The sequence below is a fragment of the Streptomyces avicenniae genome (assembly GCF_000719135.1).
Classification (GTDB): domain Bacteria; phylum Actinomycetota; class Actinomycetes; order Streptomycetales; family Streptomycetaceae; genus Streptomyces; species Streptomyces avicenniae.
The window spans coordinates 75717-95860 of sequence record NZ_JOEK01000017.1; the positions used below are offsets into that span (position 1 = coordinate 75717).

The following is a 20144-nucleotide window of genomic DNA, read 5'->3' on the forward strand; positions in this document are numbered from 1 at the left end:
CGAAGTGAGCCCCCGCGTGAGCACGTTCCCCGCCCCGCCAACCGAGCGTCCCGTCGCGGACGGCTCCGCCTACACCGCGCGGCACCTGACCGTCCTCGAAGGACTGGAGGCCGTACGCAAACGCCCCGCCATGTACATCGGTTCGAGCGACAGCCGCGGCCTGACCCACTGCCTGTGGGAGATCTTCGACAACTCCGTCGATGAGGCCCTGGCCGACGCCTGCGACCGCATCGAGGTCACCCTCCACCGGGACGGGTCGGTGGAGGTCGGCGACAACGGCCGCGGCATCCCCGTGGACACCGAACCCCGCACCGGGCTGTCCGGCGTCGAGATCGCCTACACCAAGCTCCACGCCGGGGGGAAGTTCGGCGGCGGCTCCTACGACGCCTCCGGCGGCCTGCACGGCGTCGGCGCGTCGGTGGTCAACGCGCTCTCCGCCCGGCTCGACATCGAGGTCGATCGCCACGGACGCACCCACGCCATGAGCTTCCGCCACGGCGTCCCCGGCACCTTCGGCGGGCCGGGCCCCGACGCCCCCTTCACCCCCGCTCGGGGCCTGCGCCGCACGGCCACGATCCCCGCGTCGCGTACCGGCACGCGCGTGCGCTACTGGGCCGACCGTCAGATCTTCCTCAGCGACGCCGCGCTCTCCCTGGACACGCTGCACCGGCGCGCCCGCCAGACCGCGTTCCTGGTCCCCGGGCTGACGATCGCCGTCCACGACGCGCGCGGCCCCGGCGCGGCGGGGAGCGCGGGCGAGGACGTCTTCCGGTTCGACGGCGGCATCAGCGCGTTCTGCGAGCATCTGGCCGCCGACAGGGGCATCAGCGACGTCCTGCGCTTCAGCGGGCGGGGCAGCTTCACCGAGACCGTCCCGGTGCTCGACGAGCACGGGCGGATGACGCCCACCGAGGTCACGCGGGAGGTCGGCGTCGATGTCGCGATGCGCTGGGGCACCGGCTACGACAGCGTCGTCAGCTCGTTCGTCAACATCGTCGCCACGCCCAAGGGCGGCACCCACGTCGCCGGTTTCGAGCAGGCGGTGGCCAGGACGGTGAACGAGGCGCTGCGGACGAGGAAGTTGCTGCGGGCCGCCGAGGGCGACATCGGCAAGGACGACGCCCTGGAAGGGCTCACGGCCGTCGTGACGGTGCGCCTCGCCGAGCCGCAGTTCGAGGGGCAGACCAAGGAAGCCCTCGGCACCTCGGCCGCCCGCCGCATCGTGCACGCCGTCGTGGCCGGGGGGTTGAAGGCGTTCCTGGCCTCCGGCAGGGGCGACGCCGCCCAGCAGGCCCGTGCCGTGCTGCACAAGGCCGTCGCCGCGGCGCGTACGCGGATCGCCGCCCGTCAGCACAAGGAGGCGCAACGCCGCAGGACGGCCCTGGAGTCGTCCTCGCTGCCCGCCAAGCTGGCGGACTGCCGCAGCGACGACGTCGCGCGCAGCGAACTGTTCGTCGTGGAAGGCGACTCGGCGCTGGGGACGGCGAAGCTCGCCAGGAACTCCGAGTTCCAGGCGCTGCTGCCGATCCGGGGCAAGATCCTCAACGTGCAGAAGGCGTCGGTGACCGACATGCTCAAGAACGCCGAGTGCGGCGCGATCATCCAGGTCATAGGGGCGGGGTCCGGCCGTACCTTCGACCTCGGCCGGGCCAGGTACGGCAAGATCATCATGATGACCGACGCCGACGTGGACGGCTCCCACATCCGCACCCTGCTGCTCACCCTGTTCCACCGCTACATGAGACCGCTGGTCGAGGCCGGACGGGTCTTCACGGCGGTTCCGCCGCTCCACCGCGTCGAGCTGGTCCAGCCGGGGAAGGGCCGGGAGAAGTACGTCTACACGTACTCGGACCGCGAACTGCGCGAGCGGCTGACGGAGTTCAGGAGCACCGGCGTCCGGTACAAGGAGTCCGTCCAGCGCTACAAGGGGCTGGGCGAGATGGACGCCGACCAGCTGGCCGAGACGACGATGGCCCCGCGGCACCGCACGCTGCGCCGCATCAACGTCGCCGACCTGGAGGCGGCGGAGCAGGTCTTCGACCTGCTGATGGGCAACGACGTCGGACCCCGCAAGGCATTCCTCGCACAGTCCGCCCCAACCCTCGACCCCTCCCGCCTCGACCTCTGACCCACCCCTTCGCCCCCATCTGCGAACCCACCATGGGCTGATGACACCCCGAGGTCATCGCGGGTACCGACAAGCCGTGCATATTCCGAACCCAGCCTGGGGTGATGATGACACCGTGACCGCCGTCGCCGCCCGGGTCCTCCCGACCGGCGTTCCGAACCCACCTTGGGGTGATGACGACGCTACGTCTACGCCGGGTCGGCTCATGTGGACCTGTTGCGAACCCACCTTGGAGTGATGACGACCGGACGGATCGACCACGCGCCGCTCGTCTGCCGCGGTTGCGAACCCACCTTGGGGTGATGACGACCGGACGCGTACGCGCGGGCGGAAGCGGGGGACCTGTTGCGAACCCACCTTGGGGTGATGACGACCTGGACATCCGCGCCGTCCTGGACCATGCCGTGCTGCCGTTGCGAACCCACCTTGGGGTGATGACGACCTACGCCGCCCCCGGACCCGACCCCCAGGCCGACGTTGCGAACCCACCTTGGGGTGATGACGACGTGTTCTGCGGCACCGCGTTCAAGAACAAGGGCGTCCAGTTGCGAACCCACCTTGGGGTGATGACGACAGCCCGGCGCCGCCGAACACCGCCTCCGCCAGCTCGCGTTGCGAACCCACCTTGGGGTGATGACGACGGCACCTCGGCGCCGTCACCGGCGCGCACCGGCACGAGTTGCGAACCCACCTTGGGGTGATGACGACCCGAGGGTAAAGCCGCTGGTCAGCCCGGGGGTTGCGGGTGGTTTTCGCGGCGGAAGTGCAGCGATCCGCCGGTAGTGCATCTGCGCTGGTCAGAGACTTGCTCCCCCCGGAGCGGCAGCTCACTGTCGAGCCGCCCCGACAACGTACCGGAACAGCACGGGCGGCGTCAGCGGGCAAGCGCGGGCCGGAGGTGGGTGTATGCCCAGCCGGCCAGGTCGGATGGCGTTGTGGTGATCGGGGTCCGAGGCTGTTCGGGGACGAGGCCGCGCAGCCCGGCCGTCATGCCGACCACGCTCTCGGCCGCATCCGCCGACAGACCCGCCGCGCGCAGCGACCGCCGCACGTCGTCGTCGCTGACGACCCGCAGCTCGACCGGCCGTCCCAGCGCGCCGGACAGGTTCTCCGCCACGGCCTTCCACGTCAGATCCTCCGGGCCGTGGATCGCCCGGACCAACCGCCCCCGCCACGTCCCGGCGAGCAACCGCGCCGCGACGATGTCGCCGACGTCGCGGGGGTCCACCCACGGCATCGCCTGATCGGGGTCGGCGGACGTGCTGAGGACGCCGCGCTCCAACTCGTCCGAGCGCGCGAGCAGGTTGGTGAAGAAGTAGCCGCACCGCAGGACGAGGAGATCGGCGCCCGTCTCCTCCAACTCGTCCTCCACCCGGGCCAATCCGTCGATGTGCCCGACGCCGTAGCGCTTCTCGGCGCCGACGCTGCTCAGCAGGATCGCCCGGCCGACGTCCCCGGCGCGGAGGGCGGCCGTCAGTCCGGCGACCGTCCGGCGTGACAGCTCGTTCGCGTCGTCGGCCGTGTGCGGGGTGGGGTCGATCCACACGACGCAGTCCGCGCCCGACGTCGCCGAGCGGACGAAGGATGCGTCGGTCAGGTCGCCCCGCCGGACATCGACGCGCTCACGGGTGAAGGCGTCCAGCCGGTCGGGATCGCGCACCAGAACACGGGGACGGACCCCCGCCTGGAGCAGCAGCCGCACGACACGAGACCCGACATGCCCGGTTGGGGTGGTGACCACCAAGTCCATCGTGCTGCCTCCGTGTTGGTTCCGTGCCCACGTCACGGTGTTCCGTGACCGAAGGCTCTGGAGCCATCCACAGTAGGAACACTTCAGGGCGGATCCTGTCCTAAAGCGCGCCGACACGCGGGCGTCACATGAACCGGCCCCGATTCCCGTTCGTCCCCCGCCGTCACGGTCACACGAGCAATGTCAGTGCCCCTTCCTAGACTCACCGCATGAGTTCTTCCCTGAGCGTCTATCTGCTCGACATCGCCGCCACGCGTGCCCTCGTCGGGTCCCGTGACGACGAGTTGCTCGCATGGGTCCGTGCTGCCTTCCCCGACCTGCTCGCGCAGGACGACGACTACTTCAGCCACGCGATCGAGCAGGGCGCGCCCACGGCGAGCGAGGCGCTGCACGCCGTCGTCCACGGCGGGCCGTTCTCCGAGAACAGGGACCACGCCTTCACCTACGGCTACGCCTACAAGCGGCTGTGCTCGCTCACCGGCCGGTTCCTCGACAACAACAGCTTCACCCCCCACCGGGGCGACTGGCTGTCGATGGTCGATGAGGGGTTGAAGACGCGGGGGGTCACGGCCGTGTCGGTGGCCGACTTCGGTTACGGCAGCCTGCCCTCTCCCCTCCCCTGGGCCGACGCACCGAGTTGCGGCGAGTGGGCGCCCGAGCACATAGCCGAGGCGTTGCGGCAGTACGAGGCGGGCCAAGGGGCCGTCGCTGCGTCGGGGCAGGCGTCTGCGCTGGAGCCCGCGGTCGAGGAGGCGGTGACGCAGTGCCTCGGCTGGATACGGATGGCTGCGGCCAAGCCGGGCTTCGGCGTCATCGGCTTCCGGTTCTGACGCGGCACGGCCGGGGCCGCCCCCTCGCCCCGACCCCGACCCCGACCCCGACCCCGACCGTGCCACGCTCCCTCCGCCGCGCCCGACGTCACCACCCGCCGTCGAAGAAGGCGAGGAGCGCCGGTGCGGGGTCCGCCGCCGTCGAGGTGTTGGCGACGGCGACGACGAGCACGGCCAGCGACAGGAACACCGCGAGCGTGCCGACCGATCCGAGCACGCGCCTCTTCCGCCTGTCCGGCGCGGGCGTTCCCGCGAACCGCCGCCACAGCCACACGCTCAGGCCGACGAGGACGACCGCCGCGACGGCGGCGATCACGGCCATCACCGCGTGGTAGTGGGCGAAGTCGCCGATCATCGCGTCCACGGCGGGCGAGGGCTCATGCCCCGGGCCCGCCGCCCCCGCCGCGTCGCGGAGCTGTTCCGTGACCTGGTCGAGCGTGCCGGTGAGTTCGGCGTCGGACGTGCCCTCCGTCAGCATCGGCAGCAGCGAGGAGTACGGCGCCAGTGCGCCCTGGATGTTGGCCATCACCGTGACGAGCGCCAGCGCCCCGAGCCCCGCGACGAGCGCACCGGCCCCCGCGAGAGCGGCCCGCCGACCGGCTCCGAGGCCGTCGGCCCGCAGGAAAGCCCTCCCCACGGGGACGGCGAGCGCGACCAGCACCGCCAGCAGCATCCCGGCGATCACGGCCTTGGCGACGTGATAGCGGAACCAGTACGCGACCACCCCTTCCAGCTCGGGGGTGAACTCCCGCCCGTCCGTGCCCCAGTACCCGACGAACGCCTCGCGGACGGCCTCGCCGATGCCCCGCCCACCGGCGAGACCGCCGCCGGGCCCGACCGCCGCCAGCACGCCAGGGGCGACGACGAAGGCCACGACCAGGGCCCCGGCAGCGGCCGCGAGCGCGCGGGCCGAGACGCCCGGGGGCCACCGGGGAGCGGCAAGTGTGTTCATGTGCAGTGACTTCCTTCCGTGCGGGACGTGCGGGACCTGCCGACGTACGGGGCACGCCGTGGCCCGGCCCCCGCCGCTCAGCCTCCCGCACGGAGCCCCGTCCGATCACTGGAGCCCGCCACCGGCTCGCGGGTGGGGCTTCCCCCACCCACGCCCGGCGGGCCTCACCGTTCGGACGCCGACCGGTGGACGGAAAGTCCGCGCCCGCCCACAGGGCGTGACCCGTTTGACCTTGTCACGGTGCGAAGGTCTTCACTGGCGGACATGGAGGTGATCCCGATGACCACACGGAACCAGTCCCCTGACACGACCCGACTCCTCCGTGCGCTGGAGCACGGCGACGCGTCGGTGCGGCTGCGGGCCGCCCTGGCGGTCGGCACGGACCCCGACCCCCGGTTCGTCGGCAAACTGGTCGAACGCTGCGCGGTCGAGCCCGAGTTCTCCGTGCGCGAGATGCTCACCTGGGCGCTCACCCGCCACCCGTCGTCCCTGACGGTCCCGGCGCTCCTGCCCGAGCTGCGCGCGGAGGCGGCGCAGCCGCGCAGCCAGGCGCTGCACACGCTGTCCAAGATCGGGGACCGCCGTGCCTGGCCGGGCATCACCCGGGCGCTGCTGACCGACGCCGACGACGAGGTGGCGCGCAGTGCCTGGCGGGCGGCGGTCGTGCTCGTGCCGGAGGACGGGAAGGCGGAGCTGGCCGGGGTGCTTGCCACCCAGCTCGGGCGGGGCGGACGGGAGACGCAGCTGAGTCTCAGCCGGGCGCTGATCGGGCTCGGGGAGGCGATGCTCCCGACGCTGCGCGCCGCGATGGCGGACGCCGCGCCCCCCGCGCGTCAGCACGCGATCGCCACGGAACGGCTGCTGCGCGACCCGGACGCCGGGTTCGAGTTCGCGATCGAGGAGGCGAAGCGCATCGTGGTCCTCGGCACGAACGGCCGGGAGGAGTGAGCAGCGGTGTTGATCGGTGAGGTGGCGCGACGGTCCGGGGTCAGCGCCCGCATGCTCAGGCACTACGACGCGCTCGGCCTGGTGCGGCCGACGGGCCGTACGGAGGGTGGCTATCGGGAGTACTCCGACGAGGACATCCGGCGGATCTTCCACATCGAGAGCCTGCGGTCGCTGGGGCTGTCGCTGCGGGAGGCCGGGGCCGCGCTGGACGACCCCGGCTTCAGGCCCGCTGACCTCGTCGCCGACCTCGTCCGGCGGACGCAGGAACGCATCGCGGCGGAGACGGCCCTCCTCACGCGGCTGCGGCGCATCGACGCGGCGGAACCCGCCGACTGGGCCGACGTCCTCCAGGTCGTCGCCCTGCTCCACGGGCTGGGCTCGAAGAGCGCGGGGACGCGCCAGCGCGCCGCGCTGTCCTCGACCGCCGAGGCGCCGGTCCCGGTGGAGACGCTGGTCGAGGCGGCGCTGAGCGAGACGAACCCGTATGTCGCCGGGGCCCTGCGGTGGGCGCTGGCGCAGTCGGGCGACGAGGGGGCGGCGCTGCTGGCGGAGGGCCTGCGCTCGCCGGTGGCCGAGGTGCGGAAGCGTGCCGTGCAGTCGCTCGCGGAGATTCAGGACGAGGGCGCGACGGCGCCGCTGCGGGACGCGCTCGCGCACCCCGACGTCGTGGTCCGCAGGTACGCGGCCCTGGCGCTCGGGGCGCGGGAGGTGGCCGAGGCGGTCCCGACGCTCGTCGAGATGGTCGTGGAGCAGGTGCACGACGTCGATGCGGCCGACGCGCTGAGCGCGCTGGCGAGCCGCCCGGCGCTGGCCGACCGCATCGCCGCCGGGCTCGTCGCTCGCTTCGCCCACGGCGACGGCAACAACGAGCCGTCCGCACGCCGACGGCTGGCCCAGGCGCTCGCGGACATCCCCGGCACCACGGCCTCCCGCGCCCTCACCGACCTGTCGCACGACAAGGACCGCACCGTCGCCCTCACCGCCACCTACATCCTGGGCCTGCGCACCACACCCTGACGGCCCTCCCGCCCCCCGGTCGCCGGGTGCGCGCGCTACACGGCCTCGTCGGCAGCGTCGAGAGCCAAGTGCCAGGGGTATGCCTCCGGTTGCCCCTGACCCGGCTCGTTCGGGACGAACCCGCCCGGCCCGTAGAGGACTCGGACCCCGGTGGAGCGCAACACCTCGACGGACCGGCCGAATTGCGGATGCGTCGCGTAGGCGCTGTTCACGCACGGCATCACCACGAGCGGCTTCCGCTTGCCGATCGCCTCACAAGCGTTGGCCGCGACCCACGTCGGAGTCAGCCCGAGGGCGACGGCGTTGACCGTGTTCAGCGTCGCCGGAGCGACCACGGTGACGGTGGCGGGCGGCCACCCGTCCGCCGGGGCGCCCGGCACGCGGGGACGGACCCGCACCGGATGCCCAGCCAGCCGCTCCCACCCGGCGTGCTGATCCACCGTCCACTCGGCAGCGGTCGGCGTCACCCCCACACAGACATCCCAACCCCGCGCCCGCGCCTCGCGGACCGGCCGCTCCAAGTACCGCACAGGCGGGGCACCGCAAGCCAGGAGATACAACACACGGCCGCTCATGAGGGAAGTGCACCACACGCACGAACGCCTCTCGCCACACAGGGTCGAGCCCTGGCGTGGGCACCCGCATCCCACCGACAGAGGCAGGACTGGTACCCGGACCGCACACCCGGCTACCGTGCGTGTCCTCATCGACGGAGGGGAACACCGATGACGCGACGGCTACGTCTGGTGGGCACCAGCTCGGGGAACGACGGCTGCCCCACTCTCTACGAAGTCGAGAACACCGACAGCTACCTCGTGCAGGGCGACGTCGTCACCGACCCGGCGGAGCTGCGGCAGTTGCGCAATCTCAAGGACGGCGAGGGCGCCGTGATCGTGCCGCGCGAGCTGCTGGCCAACTTCGGTCCGAAAGAACCGGTCCACGTTCCGCACGAGATCACCTTCGAAGAGTTCGGCGCGATGTTCCGCACGCTGGCGCACTCGGCATGGCGACTGGAGACACGGCGTCGGTACGCCGAGGACGAGGAGACGGACACCTGGCGGGAGTTCATGAGCAACGGCACCGTGCGGTGGGATCTTGACGACCCGTGGTGCCGTGGGCACCGGGAACAATCAGCCCTGGGCAAACGGTTCGAGCGCGTGCGGCTCGTGGACGACCCGCCCACCCCGGGCCAGCGGTACCTGCTCGACAACGCACGGCGGAACACCGCCGTCGGGGAGGACATCCGCATCCTCTCGCGTGCTGCGGCGGACGAACTGGAGCTTCCCGCCGAAGGTTTCTGGATCTTCGACGCGCGAGTCGTGGCACTGCTGCGCTTCGACGGTGACGACGCCCTGACCGGCGTCGAGTTGATCACCGACCCGGTGCAGGTCGTCCGGTACTGCCGGACTCGTGAGGCGGCATGGCACCATGCCGTGCCCTACGACCAGGCACAGGTGTGAGCACCGATTTCCAACAAGGGAGGGTGGCGCTCGGCGCGCGGCTCCGGGAGCTGCGCGCCGGGCTCACCGGTCGGGAACTCGCCGACCGGCTCGGCTGGCCCCAGTCGAAGATCAGCAAGCTGGAGACCGGCCGCCAGACGGCGAGCGCACCGGACCTGATCGCGTGGGCGGAGGCGACCGGCAACCCGGAGGCGTCGGACGAACTGCTGGCTCGTCTAGGGACCCTCGAATCCCGCTCGCGGTCGTGGCGCCGCCAGCTCGCCGCCGGGCACCGGCCCGTGCAGGACGCGCTGACGGTGGAGTACGCCCGATCGGCCACCATGCGTGCGTGGCAGAGCGCCATGGTCGTGGGGCTGCTCCAGACCCCGGACTACGCCCGAGCCGTCTTCAGCCGGTACGCCGATCTGCACCGGACTCCACGCGACATAGACGACGCCGTCCGCGCCCGCGTGCGGCGCCAGGAGTTCCTGTACGACAGCGGCCGGAGCTTCCGCATCCTGATGTGGGAGGCGGCCCTGCACGCGGGAGTGTGCGCGCCGGACGTTCTCGCCGCCCAGCTGGATCGGCTGACCGGCGTGCTGGGGCTGGACACCGTCAAGCTCGGCATCGTGCCGTTCGGCAGCATCCTGAAACTGCCACCCTCCGGCGGGTTCTGGATCTACGACGAGCGGCTCGCCATCGTGGAGGACTGGCACGCGGAGCTGTGGCTGGACGACTCCGAGTCGGTGTCCCTGTACCTCCGCGTGTGGCAGATGCTCGCCGAGAGCGCCGTCTACGGGGCGGCGGCTCACCGGCTGATCGCCAGGGCTCGCGCCCAGCTCAGCCTCTGAGAACGGCCGTGAATCGGCCGAGCGCCGCGCTGAATATCCGCGAATCGAGGACGCGCCGGCGCTCCGCTCCTCCCTACCGTCGTGGCACGGGTCTCCCCCAGTTCGGCAAGGAGCGACATGCCCGACGTCTCAACACCCCCGCCCCGGTCCCCGATCATTCCGTGCGCCGCATGGCTGCCCGGCAGGTTCGAGGGGGTCTTCCGTGGTTGACGACCGCTTCCGCCCTCCGCAGCCCGCGCCGGTGCGTGATCCTGAGCCGGAGATCACCGTCATCACCGGTCTGGAGGGGCCGCTGCGGCAGTATCCGTGGCAGGACGAGCCGCCCCTGCCGACCGAGCCCGACGGCGAGGAGGAGCGGTGAGTCTCGTGCCACGGTGCATGTACTGCGAGGCGCACGACGGCGGCCTCGTCGCGGTGGCCGAGGTCGCGTCCGGCTCAGGCCCCGGCTGGTCGTACTACGCCTGCCGTCGCTGCCGGATCGCGCAGCGACTCGTGCCGCTCGTGGCCCAGGCATCGAACTCCTGGGGCGGGCTGCACTACTGGCCGGAGAGCGTGCCCCACGAACTGGTCGAGCGGCTGGCCGACCTCGGCGACGCGCCGCAGCTGCGGCCGATCACCGACCGGCTGTTCCCCGCCACCGCGGTCGCCGCGTCACGCGCGGTGGACGACCGGGAGCGGGACATCGCCGTGGCGAGCGCACGGGCTGCCGTCGCGTCCCTGTGGGCCACCGTCACGAGCCAGCCGGACGGGCTCGCCCCCGCCCCGGGCGGTTCCTGAGTCCGGACCCGTCCGCCGGGCCCGCCCGGCGGGCAGCGTGACGAAGCCCGAACGTGCCCTCGGCGAGGGCCTGTTCGGGCTTGCGGTCACAGGTGGGTGCAGACGGGTTCGAACCGCCGACATCCGCCTTGTAAGGGCGGCGCTCTACCACTGAGCTATGCACCCGGAAGTGAAGCAGAAGCCTACATGCCCCGCCGCCCGCCGCCGCAAATGCGGGGGCGGGTGGGACAATGGGCGGACACGTACCTGCCGGAACGTCGTGGGGAGAGGGACGCGTGATCGCACCGCGCTTCGCGAAGGACTTCGTCTCGTCCGTGCTTGCGCCGTCGCTTTCCGTGGCCGTCCTGGCGGCCTCCGTACTGCCCGCCGCGCTGCCCGCCGTGTTCGCGGGCGGCGGGACGCGGCCCTGGCGGCGCGGTCGCGTCGAGGATCTGCGGGCCGCCGCACTGGAGGCGAAGGACGCCGCAGCCGCCGCGTTCTACGAGCTGGACACCGCGCAGCGCGACCTGCGGATCGCGCTGGAGACGATCGGCGCGGCCGACGACTCGCCGCAGGCCGCGCGGATGGCCGCCGACTTCGCGACGCTCAGCGAGCGCGCCGACAACGTCAGCGCCCACTACATCACCGTCGTGGACGCGCACGACCTCGACAGCGCCCAGCTCGACGCCGACGGCGCCCACCGCGCCCGCCAGGCCCTCACCGCGACCCGCACCGAGCTCCAGACCGTGAAGGGCGAGCTGGCGCGCTTCGGGCAGCGCCTGGAGCCGCTCCAGATGCGCGCCGAGTCGCAGCTCGCACGGGTGACGCCCGCCGTGGAGCGCGCCAGGCAGGCGCTGCGGGCCGCCACGGAGGCGCTGGACGGGGCGCGCGGCGCCGGGATGCGCGCCGAGGAACCGGCCGCCGCGCTGGCCGCCCTCGGCCCCGAGCTGCGGCTGCTGAACGAGGGCGCCGGGCGGCACGGCGTGCAGGCGACGATCCGGCGCGCCGAGGACGTCAGCCGCCGCGCGACGGCGCTGGCCGCCGAGGTGGAGCGGCTGCCGGAGCGCGCCGGGGAGATCGACCGGCGGCTGTCGTCGCTGCGCACACGCGCCGACGCCATCGCGAACCGCGCCGAGCAGGTCGAGCCGGTGCTGAGCGAGCTGCGGCGGCGGTTCACCGCCTCCTGCTGGCAGGACCTCCAGCACGTGCCGGAGCAGGCCGCCGCGTCGGTCGGGCAGGCGCGGGAGCTGCTGGCCGAGGCCGGGCGGGCGCGGGCCGAGCAGCGGTTCGGCGCGGCGACCGACGGGCTGACGACGGTCCACGGGCTGCTGGGGCGGACGGACGAGGCCGTGGGCGCGGCGCGCGAGCGGCTGCGGCTGCTGGACGAGGTGGCGGCCGACCCGAGCCGTGAGATCGAGCGGACGCAGTTCGCCGTCCGGGACGCGCAGCGCCTCGCGATGGCGGGCCGCTCACGCCCCGACCCGCGCCACGCCAGGCCGCTGGACGCGGCGGCGGAGCGGCTGGAGCGTGCCGTGGCGGTGCTGGAGGGCGGCGGGCGCCATCCCGACTACTGGGTGTTCCTGACCGAGACACGGGCCGTGCGCGGCATGGCGGCCGGGGTGGTGGAGGAGATCCGCACCGCGCGTGGGTGATTTGTCCGCTTCGTGAGCGGGTACGCGGCCTCGGACACGAGGTGAGGAGGCCCTCTCATGACCGCTCCCCCGGGGACGGACCCGCGCGGCGGCTCACGGCTGCCCGTCGGCCCGCGCGCGCTCCTGACGAACGCCAGGCTGAACGAGTCCCTGCGCACCGACCACCGCCTGAGCACGGTCTACCGTGTCGGCGCCGGGCTGATGGGGCTCGGCCTCGCGGTCTTCGGGATCTTCGGGCTCTTCTCCAGCATCGGGTTCTTCGACACGGGCAACAACGCCGTGTGGGGGCTGAACAGCAACGGCGCGCTGAGCGTGCTGTCCATCGTCATCGGCGCGCTGCTCGCGGTCGGCATGGCGGTGGGCGGGAACTTCGCGTCGAACCTCATCCTCGTCCTCGGGACGCTGTTCGTGCTGAGCGGCTTCTTCAACCTGGCCGTGCTGCGCACCCCGGCGAACTTCCTCGACTTCCGCATGCAGAACGTCGTCTTCAGCTTCGCGATCGGCGTGGTGCTGCTGGCGTTCGGCATGTACGGGCGGTTCTCGGGCCGCCTGCCGCACGACAACCCCTACTGGCGCGCCCGGCATCCGGACGCGCTGGGCGAGGAGTTGCGGCGGCGCAGGCTGAACGAGATGCGCGGCCGGGCGATCACGCGGGTGCGGACGGGCCGGGAGGGGCAGACGGGTCCGCAGGGCCGTGACGATCGCCGTGACGATCGAGGTGCGCCAGGAAGGCCCGCAGGATCTCCTCGCCGCTCAGGACGCCCTGAGAGCGCAGAGCGGTGACGTGCGGGGCGGTCCAGCCCTCGGCGGCGAGTTCGCCGTGTCCCGGCCGCCAGCCGTGGTCGGCGGCCAGCAGCAGGTCGGCGTCGAGGAGCGAGTCCCCTGCGGCGATGACGGTTCCGCCGCCGGTGCGGCGCGCGACCTCGGCGACGGCGGCCGACTTGGTGAGCGGGCGCGGGACGGCGTAGAGCTTGCGGCCCTGGAGGGAGACCGTCCAGCCGCGCGGCCCGGCCCAGTCGGTGAGTTCCTTGACCCACGCGTCGGGCAGCAGGGCCCGTTCGACCACGAGGTAGCGGAACAGCCCTTCCGCGTCACGGTCCTTGAGGAGCCAGGCGGGGTCGGCGGTGGTGCGCAGGTGGGCGGCGACCTCGGCGTGGGGGGCGCAGTCGGCGGCGAGCGCGGCGCGCACGGAGGCGTGCCAGTCGCGGTCGGTGGCGCCGTTGACGAGGAGGTGGCCGCCGTTGGCGCAGATGGCGTACTCGGGCGCGCGGCCTGGGAAGTTGATGCGGTGGTACTGCTTGCGGGTGCGCGTCGTGGTGGGGACGAGGACGGCGCGCGGGTCCTCGGTCAGCGCGGCGAAGAGGCGTCCGGCCGTCTCGGTGAGGAAGGACTGCGGGCGGCCCTGGTGGACCTCGACGCCCAGCAGGCGCGGCGCGTCCTCGTCCGGCATGGGCAGGGCGAGGGCGGCGGGCGAGTAGATGAGGGTGCGGTCCAGATCGCTGGCGATCACGGTCGGGGGCGAACTCAACGGGCGGCCTTTCCGTCGGCGCCGGTGGCGCCCTTGGTGTACCGGGGGTGGATCAGCCCGACGCAACTGTAGGGCAGGTCGTCGGTCTCCTCGACGGGCACGCCCCGCTGCTGCGCGAGCAGCCGGATGTGGTCGAGGTCGGCTCCGGCGCCCCGGCGCGCGAGCACACGCCAGGGGACGCGGCGCAGCAGGACGCGGGTGGTCTCGCCGACACCCGGCTTCACGAGGTTGACGTCGCCGATGCCGTAGCTCTCGCTGATGCGTTCGACGGCGCGCCATCCTTCCCAGGTGGGCGTGCGGTCGGCGGCGAGGAGCGCGGCGGTGTCGGCGGCGACCCCGGCGGCGGTGGCGGGGTCGGTGAAGTGGTCGGCGACGCTGTCGAGGAAGGGTACGGAGACGTCGGCGGCGGCGAGTTCACGGTAGTGCTTGCCGCCGTGGAAGTCGTCGGGGCCGACGAGGTCGGCGCGCAGGACGGTGCGGGATATGAGCCCGGAGACCGTGGAGTTGAGGCAGGCGGAGGGGATCAGGAAGTCGTCGCGCGTGCCGTAGGTGGTGACGCAGCCGCCGGGGTCGGCGAGGACGGCGAGGGCGGGGTCGAAGCCGGGGAACGGGGCGAGGGCGTCGGCGAGTTCGCGGGTGATGGCGCCCTTGCCCGTCCAGCCGTCCACGAACACGACGTCGGCCGGGTCGTGATGGGCGGCGAGCCAGCGCAGCGCGGTGGTGTCGATGCCCTGGCCGCGCACGATGGACACGGCGTAGTGCGGCAGTTCGACGCCGTGCGCGTGCTGGGCCCAGCGGCGCATGAGGACGCCGACGGGGGTGCCCGCGCGGGCGAGGGAGACGAGGACGGGGCGGCGGCCCGGCCGTTCGGCGAGGACGGCCTCGGTGACGGTGCCGACGGCGCGGGCGACGCGTCCTGCCGAGGCGGCGAGCGCGGCGTGGAACAGCGCCTGGTACTCGGGGCTCGGCTGGTACTCGACGGGCAGCGACTCGGCGTAGTGCGCGCCGCCCGACTGGATGGCCTCCTCGCGTTCCTCGGCGGGGGCTTCGAGGGTGACGTCGGAGACGTCCTGGAGCAGCCAGCCGACCTCGTCGGGCGCGTAGGAGGAGAAGGCGGGGCCGCGCAGGGGCTCCGCGAGTCTGCGGTCGGGGACGACGGCGAGGATCAGGTGCGGGGTGTGCGCGGCGAGTTGGTCGAGGAGGCCGCCCGGCGCGTGGAGCGCGGGGGTGTCGCCCGGGGTGTCGGTGAGGAGGACGACGGCGTCCCAGGCGCGGCCCGCGACGTTGTAGGCGTAGCGGGGTCCCGGGCCGTCCGCCGGGTCGTCGTGGGCGGGGAAGGTGAGGCGGGTCCTTATCGCGTAGCCGGGGTCGTCCACGGGCAGGACGGGGCTGCGGGTGGTCGTGGAGAAGCGGACGCGCGCGGCGGGCGTGGCGTCGGCGAGGGCGCAGGCGAGGCGCAGCGGGGTGTAGATGAGTTCCTCGGTGCCGAGGAACAGGACGTCGCGGGCGCCGGGGGGCAGGGCGGCGGCGAGGTGGCGGGCGAGGTCGGGGAGGGCGGCGTCGAGGCGCGCGGCGTGGGCGGGGGTGAAGCCGTGGCGTCCGCTGTCGGGGACGCGGGCGGGCCAGGGCAGTTCGACGCGTACGGCGGCGGGCGCGGTGGCGGCCGGGGGCGCGGCGGGCGGCATGCCCGCCTCGGCCTCGGCGACGACGGCGGCGGCGCGTTCCAGCACGTCGGCGGGCAGTTCGACGCGCCCGCGCGCGAGGGCGGCGACCTCGACGGTCGTGCCGAGGTCGGCCGCGCACTTGGCGAGCGCGGCGCGGTCGGCGTCGGTGCGCATGTCCACGAGGGTGGCGACGACGTACCGGGCGCGGGGGTGGGCGCGGTGCAGGGCGGTGAGGGTGTTGCGGACGGTACGGCCGGTGCTCAGCTCGTCGTCCACGAGCACGAGGGGGCCGTCGCCGGTGAGGAGCGCGGGGTCGGCGGGCAGCAGGAGGTGCGACGTGTGGTGGCTGTGCTCCTCCTCGAAGCCACCGGCCGCCGCGAGGCCGCGCACCGGGCGGCGCGTCGAGTGGAGGCAGGGGACGCCGAGGCCGTCCGCGACGCTGTGGCCGAGGCCGGTGGCGGTCTCGGCGTAGCCGAGGACGACGGCGCGCTCCGCGTCGGGGCCGAGCAGGTCGCGGACCTGCTGCCCGAGGCGCAGGCCGGTGCCGTGGACGGTGCGCGGGTCCTGCGGGACGTGCTTGCCGAGGACGCTGGAGACGAGCAGGTGGGCCCGTTTCGTGTTGTGCCGCAGGGCGAGGCCGAGGAGGTCGCGGACGCCTGGGCCCCGCAGGGTGACGCCGAGGCGGCGGGCGACCCACTCCCCCGGCCAGACGGGCGCGTCGCCCGTGCCGGTGCCGGTGGTGTCGTACGTGGGTGTCGTGTTCATGAGATTCCCGCCGCGAGTAGGTCCACGAAGTCCACACCCTCGCGGGCGACGCCGAACATCTCGGCGCGCAGCAAGGTCCGTTCTGCCCACGCGCGGTGGGGCTTCACCTCGTTCATCTTGTTGGTGTACGCGGACCGCAGGACGCCGCCGCCGTCCGGGCCCGTGCCGATGATGTCGGCGGCGTCGCTGAACTCCTCGTGCGTGACGACGGACAGCGCGTGCACGGGGGCGACGTGCGAGGGGTGGATGCAGGTCTTGCCCTGGAGCCCGTTGGCGCGGTCGAGCTCGATCTCCTGGAGGAGGCCGTCCATGTCGTGCTCGATGAGGCGGGCGCGCAGGCCCTCGGCGCGGCCGGTGAAGGGGCTGTTGCGCAGCTGGGGCTTGAACATGCGCTCCTGCGGGCGGAAGTACTCCCAGACGGGCCCCGAGATGGTGAAGCCCGAGCCGTCGGCGCGGCCGAAGACGTTGACGACGTCGGCGATGACGGAGGCGACGAGGTGCACGTCGTACGCCGTCATGTCGGGGGTGCGGCGCAGGCCGTAGGCGGAGCAGAAGTCGGTGACGCCGAGGCGGACGGCGGGCACGCGGTCGCGGTACTTGTCGAGGACGCGGGCGACGGCGCGCAGGCCCTCGGCGCGGGTCTCCATGTGCAGCAGCTCGGGGGATTCGAGGACCGGCATGGCGAGGAGGCGCCGCCCGGCGATCGTCTCGGCGCCGAGGAGGGCTTCGAGGAACGGCGGGCCGCTGGTGGCGGTGAACTTCGGGACGACGAAGCCGGTCAGCAGCCGCACGGCGGGGCCGAGGCGGGCGACGAGGTCGGGTATCTGCTCGGGTCTGCGGACGCGTATGAACAGCAGGGGCGCGTCGGCTGGCGCGTCGGGCGGGGCGGCGTCGCGGAGCATGCGGCCGAACTGCCGGACGAGGTTCTCCTCGGCGCCCGGCACCTCGGCGTCGCTGATGGAGTCCTCAAGACACAAGACCATGGACATGACACCGGCGGCGGCCTGTTTGCGGATGTCGGCGTCGAGCCGGGGCCGCGTGGCGGGGCTGTAAAGTGTCGCCCCGAGAGCGACACCCAGGGTTCTGACGGGCGAGGACGGGCCGAATTCCGCCGGTTCCCGGTGGAACAGCGCGCGACGTCGCCCAGGCGTGAGATGCCCGTAGTGCCGCATGGTTACCCCGACTCTTCCCAGCTGTGCCGGTCGCCCCACTGGCTGGACCGGCCACCCCTTCGGCCAATCGTAATCGCGCCAATGTTTCGGAAGTATGGCGACAGGCAGGATTCCTCACATGACGCACCCGTTGGACAAAGGGGCGGCAATTCACCTGCCCGCCGCCGTCGTACGCGCCGTGCTGCGCTGGACACCCACCGCGAGCGGGCCAGGGGTCCCGGACATCGACCTCTCGGCGCTCCTCCTCGGCGCGGGGGGCCGCGTGCGCTCCGAGGGCGACTTCGTCTTCTACAACCAGCCGCGCCATCCCAGCGGCCTCGTCCGCAGGCTGGCCAGGCGCCGGGACGCGGCGGGCCTGCGGGAGACGGTCGAGGTGGATCTCGCGCAGCTCGACGCCGGGGTGACGCGGGTGGTGCTCGCCGTGTCGGCCGACGCCGGTTTCCAGGCGCCGGACAGCGCGCCCCGCCTCCTCGTCCAGGACGCGGCGAGCGCGGCCGTCCTCGGCGTCTTCCCGCTGACGCCGGGGCCCGCCGAGACGGCGATGGTGGGCGGCGAGCTGGCGCGCACGGCCGACGGCTGGGAGTTCCGCGCGGCCGGACGCGGCGTGCGCGGCGGCCTCGTCGCGCTGGCCGGCGAGTTCGGCATCGGCGCGGCCCGGCGCCCGGCCCCGCCCACACCTCCCCCACCGCATCAGCCGCCCGAGCGGCATCCGGCCCGAGCGCACCAGGCCGACGAGCGCGGGCAGGAACGTCACGATGTCGCTGTCGCCCTCGATGATCCCGTACACGCGGCGCCCGCTCAGCAGCGACAGCGCCGGGACGCTGAACTCGGCGCCCAGCCGCACGCCGATCAGCCCGAGGACGCCCCGCGCCGCCAGCGATTCGAGCGCCTGCGCCTGCACCTGCGGCACCCCCGTGGTCTCCACGGCCGCCTGCACGCCGACGCCCTCGCCGATCGCGCGGAGCCGCGCGACCGGATCCGTCTCCGCGCTGTTGATCACGTCGGTCGCGCCCAGCTCGCGCGCCAGGGCCAGCCGGGACGGGACGATGTCCACGGCGACGATGCGCGAGGCGCCGGTGAGCCGGGCCGCCATCAGCGCGCCGAGGCCGACCGCGCCCGTGCCGAACACGGCGACGGTGCTGCCGGGGCCAGGCCGCAGCTCGTTCAGCACGGCGCCCGCGCCCGTCTGGATGCCGCAGCCGAGCGGCGCGAGCAGGGCCAGCTCCTCGTCGTCCGCGGCGTCGATCCGCACCACGTTGCGCTCCTGCGCGAGGGCGTGCCCCGCCAGCGACGACTGGCCGAAGAACGCCCCGGCGACCGGGCTGCCGTCCACGCCGGACAGCCCCGAGGAGCCGTCCGGGCGGACGCTGCCGGTCAGGCTGGTGTTGAGGCCGTCGAACCGGGCGCAGTACGCCGGGTGGCCGGTGCGGCAGGTCGCGCACTCGCCGCACGAGTTGAACGTGAGCAGCACGCGGTCGCCCGGCCGGACGCCGGTGATCCGGTCGCCGACCTTCTCCACGACGCCCGCCCCCTCGTGCCCCAGCACCAGCGGCGGCAGCGACGGGTCGGCCCACGCCCCCTTGAACGTCGCGTCCGTGTGACACAGCCCGGTGGCGACCACGCGGACCAAGACCTCTCGCGGACGCGGGTCGTCCACGACGATGTCACGCAGGGTGTACTTCTCCTCACCCGGTATGGCGAGGGCGGCGGTTGTGGTGGTGGCCATGGCGCTCCTCCGTCCCGGCGCGACGCCGCGCCGGGGCTGCTCATGCTCGACGCCCGCCCGGTCGGCGGGCACGGTGCGGACCGCAAGTCCCGCCCGCCGCATGGTAGGAGCACCCGGACCGGCCGGGCGTGACTTTCCCCGCCTTTGTCCGGAATGGAACCGGCCGCCGCCGCGCGCCGTGGGCGCTGCCCGACGCGGTCGGGAGGGCTCAGGCGCGCGTACGGCTGGGCTTGCTGCCGTAGCCCCAGGACATGCCCCACCCGTAGAGCCGGTCGATCTCGGCCTGGAAGCCGTAGACGTACTTCACCTCGCGCCGCACCACGAGCCGCCCCTTGTGGTGCTCGATCAGCGCGACGGCGCAGGAGCGCGCGTGCGGGGGCGCGTCGTTCAGGCCGATCTCTATGTTCTTGCCGTCGGCGGCCGAGACGGTCACCACGGCGTCGGCGCGGTCGAAGGCCGGGACGCCGTCGTAGATGTAGACGAAGACCAGCAGGCGCTTGAAGTCGTCCTTGTGGTCGAGGTTCACGTACAGGTGCTCGCCCGACGCGGTGCCGAAGCGGTCGTCGCCGCTGAGCTTGACGTACGGCGGGTCGTTGAAGTCGCCCAGCAGCCCGCCCACCGACTGCACGACGCCCCGGGTGCCGTCGGCCAGCTCGTACAGGCAGGCGAGGTCGAAGTCGAGGCTGGCGACGCCCTGCGAGTGGCCCTGGATCTCGGCCGGTCTGAAGATCTTCCACGGCTGGCGCCACACGCGCCGCGCGGTGGGGTCGAAGTCCGTGTTGGTGCGCATCCGCCAGGACAGCTCGATGCGTAACGTGCCGGTGTCCGCGCCCTCGGCGGTCAGCGGGGCGGTGGGCGAGCGCCGCGTCAGCTCGACCGCGTAGCTCGACATGCCACCCACGGTGTCGAACTTCTGCCGGGCGGAACCGCCGCCCCGTACGTACGACCACAGGGACGCCATCGCCG

Annotated in this window: 16 protein-coding genes, 1 tRNA gene and 3 pseudogenes; 11 read left to right on the forward strand and 9 right to left on the reverse strand. The window is 73.3% G+C overall.

Annotated features, from left to right (window positions below):
• Positions 1 to 16 precede the first annotated feature (16 nt).
• Complete coding sequence (locus tag IF27_RS25830; protein WP_223291218.1) at positions 17 to 2128, forward strand: DNA gyrase/topoisomerase IV subunit B; 2112 nt, start codon at positions 17 to 19, stop codon at positions 2126 to 2128.
• Between the two features lie 874 nt (positions 2129 to 3002).
• Here IF27_RS25830 and IF27_RS25835 read toward each other — a convergent pair.
• Entirely contained in the window at positions 3003 to 3878 is an 876-nt protein-coding gene (locus tag IF27_RS25835; RefSeq protein WP_052852193.1) for an NmrA family NAD(P)-binding protein, read from the reverse strand.
• A 209-nt stretch (positions 3879 to 4087) separates the two neighbouring features.
• Here IF27_RS25835 and IF27_RS25840 point away from each other — a divergent pair, with 209 nt between their 5' ends.
• Complete coding sequence (locus IF27_RS25840) at positions 4088 to 4708, forward strand: DUF7691 family protein (RefSeq protein ID WP_052852194.1); 621 nt, start codon at positions 4088 to 4090, stop codon at positions 4706 to 4708.
• An 88-nt stretch (positions 4709 to 4796) separates the two neighbouring features.
• On the opposite strand, the gene IF27_RS25845 is transcribed toward IF27_RS25840, so the two are convergent.
• Positions 4797 to 5660: a hypothetical protein gene (locus IF27_RS25845; RefSeq protein ID WP_052852195.1), complete on the reverse strand. Its 864-nt coding sequence runs from the start codon at positions 5658 to 5660 to the stop codon at positions 4797 to 4799.
• 279 nt (positions 5661 to 5939) lie between these two features.
• Between IF27_RS25845 and IF27_RS25850 the strand changes: the two genes are divergently transcribed.
• On the forward strand, positions 5940 to 6608 hold the full coding sequence (locus IF27_RS25850) for a HEAT repeat domain-containing protein (protein WP_052852391.1): 669 nt from the start codon (positions 5940 to 5942) through the stop codon (positions 6606 to 6608).
• Positions 6609 to 6614: 6 nt separating this feature from the next.
• A complete protein-coding gene (locus tag IF27_RS25855) occupies positions 6615 to 7625 on the forward strand; it encodes a HEAT repeat domain-containing protein (protein ID WP_052852196.1) in 1011 nt (336 codons plus the stop codon).
• Positions 7626 to 7660: 35 nt separating this feature from the next.
• Here the strand turns inward: IF27_RS25855 and IF27_RS25860 are convergent, their stop codons facing one another.
• Positions 7661 to 8200, reverse strand: a complete 540-nt coding sequence (locus IF27_RS25860) for a flavoprotein (protein ID WP_052852197.1) — start codon at positions 8198 to 8200, stop codon at positions 7661 to 7663.
• 150 nt (positions 8201 to 8350) lie between these two features.
• On the opposite strand from IF27_RS25860, the gene IF27_RS25865 reads away from it, so the two are divergent.
• The 4 genes from IF27_RS25865 (at position 8351) to IF27_RS25875 (ending at position 10692) form a co-directional block, all read left to right on the forward strand.
• Entirely contained in the window at positions 8351 to 9085 is a 735-nt protein-coding gene (locus tag IF27_RS25865) for a DUF6879 family protein (RefSeq protein ID WP_052852198.1), read from the forward strand.
• The gene (locus IF27_RS25870; RefSeq protein WP_052852199.1) at positions 9082 to 9915 is read left to right on the forward strand and encodes a helix-turn-helix domain-containing protein; all 834 of its coding nucleotides are present in this window, start codon (positions 9082 to 9084) and stop codon (positions 9913 to 9915) included. The genes IF27_RS25865 and IF27_RS25870 overlap by 4 nt, the downstream gene beginning before the upstream one ends.
• A 202-nt stretch (positions 9916 to 10117) precedes the next feature.
• Complete coding sequence (locus tag IF27_RS31265) at positions 10118 to 10276, forward strand: hypothetical protein (RefSeq protein ID WP_190233105.1); 159 nt, start codon at positions 10118 to 10120, stop codon at positions 10274 to 10276.
• A complete protein-coding gene (locus IF27_RS25875; RefSeq protein ID WP_190233106.1) occupies positions 10273 to 10692 on the forward strand; it encodes a hypothetical protein in 420 nt (139 codons plus the stop codon). The genes IF27_RS31265 and IF27_RS25875 overlap by 4 nt, the downstream gene beginning before the upstream one ends.
• A 93-nt stretch (positions 10693 to 10785) precedes the next feature.
• Here IF27_RS25875 and IF27_RS25880 read toward each other — a convergent pair.
• A tRNA-Val gene (locus tag IF27_RS25880) sits at positions 10786 to 10857 on the reverse strand.
• A gap of 65 nt (positions 10858 to 10922) precedes the next feature.
• Here IF27_RS25880 and IF27_RS25885 point away from each other — a divergent pair.
• Both IF27_RS25885 and IF27_RS25890 read left to right on the forward strand, forming a co-directional pair.
• Positions 10923 to 12323 (forward strand): hypothetical protein, encoded by a 1401-nt coding sequence (locus IF27_RS25885; RefSeq protein ID WP_420822051.1) that lies wholly within the window; start codon positions 10923 to 10925, stop codon positions 12321 to 12323.
• Positions 12324 to 12380: 57 nt separating this feature from the next.
• Positions 12381 to 12917, forward strand: a pseudogene (locus IF27_RS25890) (DUF4383 domain-containing protein); the annotation flags it as partial.
• Positions 12918 to 12969: 52 nt separating this feature from the next.
• Here IF27_RS25890 and IF27_RS25895 read toward each other — a convergent pair.
• The 3 genes from IF27_RS25895 to IF27_RS25905 are packed head-to-tail and all read right to left on the reverse strand — an operon-like array spanning position 12970 to position 17452.
• Positions 12970 to 13833 carry an HAD family hydrolase gene (locus IF27_RS25895; RefSeq protein WP_338058224.1) on the reverse strand — a complete coding sequence of 288 codons (864 nt, stop codon included), beginning with the start codon at positions 13831 to 13833 and terminating at the stop codon, positions 12970 to 12972.
• Between the two features lie 14 nt (positions 13834 to 13847).
• Positions 13848 to 16280, reverse strand: coding sequence for a phosphoribosyltransferase (locus tag IF27_RS25900; protein WP_052852202.1), 2433 nt, complete (start codon positions 16278 to 16280; stop codon positions 13848 to 13850).
• Positions 16277 to 17452: an HpcH/HpaI aldolase/citrate lyase family protein gene (locus tag IF27_RS25905; protein ID WP_052852203.1), complete on the reverse strand. Its 1176-nt coding sequence runs from the start codon at positions 17450 to 17452 to the stop codon at positions 16277 to 16279. The genes IF27_RS25900 and IF27_RS25905 overlap by 4 nt, the downstream gene beginning before the upstream one ends.
• A gap of 94 nt (positions 17453 to 17546) precedes the next feature.
• On the opposite strand from IF27_RS25905, the pseudogene IF27_RS30570 reads away from it, so the two are divergent.
• Positions 17547 to 18032: pseudogene (locus IF27_RS30570) on the forward strand (TerD family protein); the annotation flags it as partial.
• Positions 18033 to 18254: 222 nt separating this feature from the next.
• Here IF27_RS30570 and IF27_RS30575 read toward each other — a convergent pair.
• Both IF27_RS30575 and IF27_RS25910 read right to left on the reverse strand, forming a co-directional pair.
• A pseudogene (locus IF27_RS30575) lies at positions 18255 to 19280 on the reverse strand (NAD(P)-dependent alcohol dehydrogenase); the annotation flags it as partial.
• 106 nt (positions 19281 to 19386) lie between these two features.
• Complete coding sequence (locus IF27_RS25910; RefSeq protein ID WP_052852204.1) at positions 19387 to 20139, reverse strand: Tellurium resistance; 753 nt, start codon at positions 20137 to 20139, stop codon at positions 19387 to 19389.
• Positions 20140 to 20144: the final 5 nt, after the last annotated feature.

Excerpts from the sequence above, each read along its gene's own strand:
- IF27_RS25860 (WP_052852197.1), bottom strand. The coding sequence starts at position 8,200 with ATGAGCGGCCGTGTGTTGTATCTCCTGGCTTGCGGTGCCCCGCCTGTG.
- IF27_RS25910 (WP_052852204.1), bottom strand. The coding sequence starts at position 20,139 with ATGGCGTCCCTGTGGTCGTACGTACGGGGCGGCGGTTCCGCCCGGCAG.
- IF27_RS25865 (WP_052852198.1), top strand. The coding sequence starts at position 8,351 with ATGACGCGACGGCTACGTCTGGTGGGCACCAGCTCGGGGAACGACGGC.
- IF27_RS25905 (WP_052852203.1), bottom strand. The coding sequence starts at position 17,452 with ATGCGGCACTACGGGCATCTCACGCCTGGGCGACGTCGCGCGCTGTTC.
- IF27_RS25900 (WP_052852202.1), bottom strand. The coding sequence starts at position 16,280 with ATGAACACGACACCCACGTACGACACCACCGGCACCGGCACGGGCGAC.
- IF27_RS25885 (WP_420822051.1), top strand. The coding sequence starts at position 10,923 with ATGGGCGGACACGTACCTGCCGGAACGTCGTGGGGAGAGGGACGCGTG.
- IF27_RS25845 (WP_052852195.1), bottom strand. The coding sequence starts at position 5,660 with ATGAACACACTTGCCGCTCCCCGGTGGCCCCCGGGCGTCTCGGCCCGC.
- IF27_RS25835 (WP_052852193.1), bottom strand. The coding sequence starts at position 3,878 with ATGGACTTGGTGGTCACCACCCCAACCGGGCATGTCGGGTCTCGTGTC.
- IF27_RS25840 (WP_052852194.1), top strand. The coding sequence starts at position 4,088 with ATGAGTTCTTCCCTGAGCGTCTATCTGCTCGACATCGCCGCCACGCGT.
- IF27_RS25850 (WP_052852391.1), top strand. The coding sequence starts at position 5,940 with ATGACCACACGGAACCAGTCCCCTGACACGACCCGACTCCTCCGTGCG.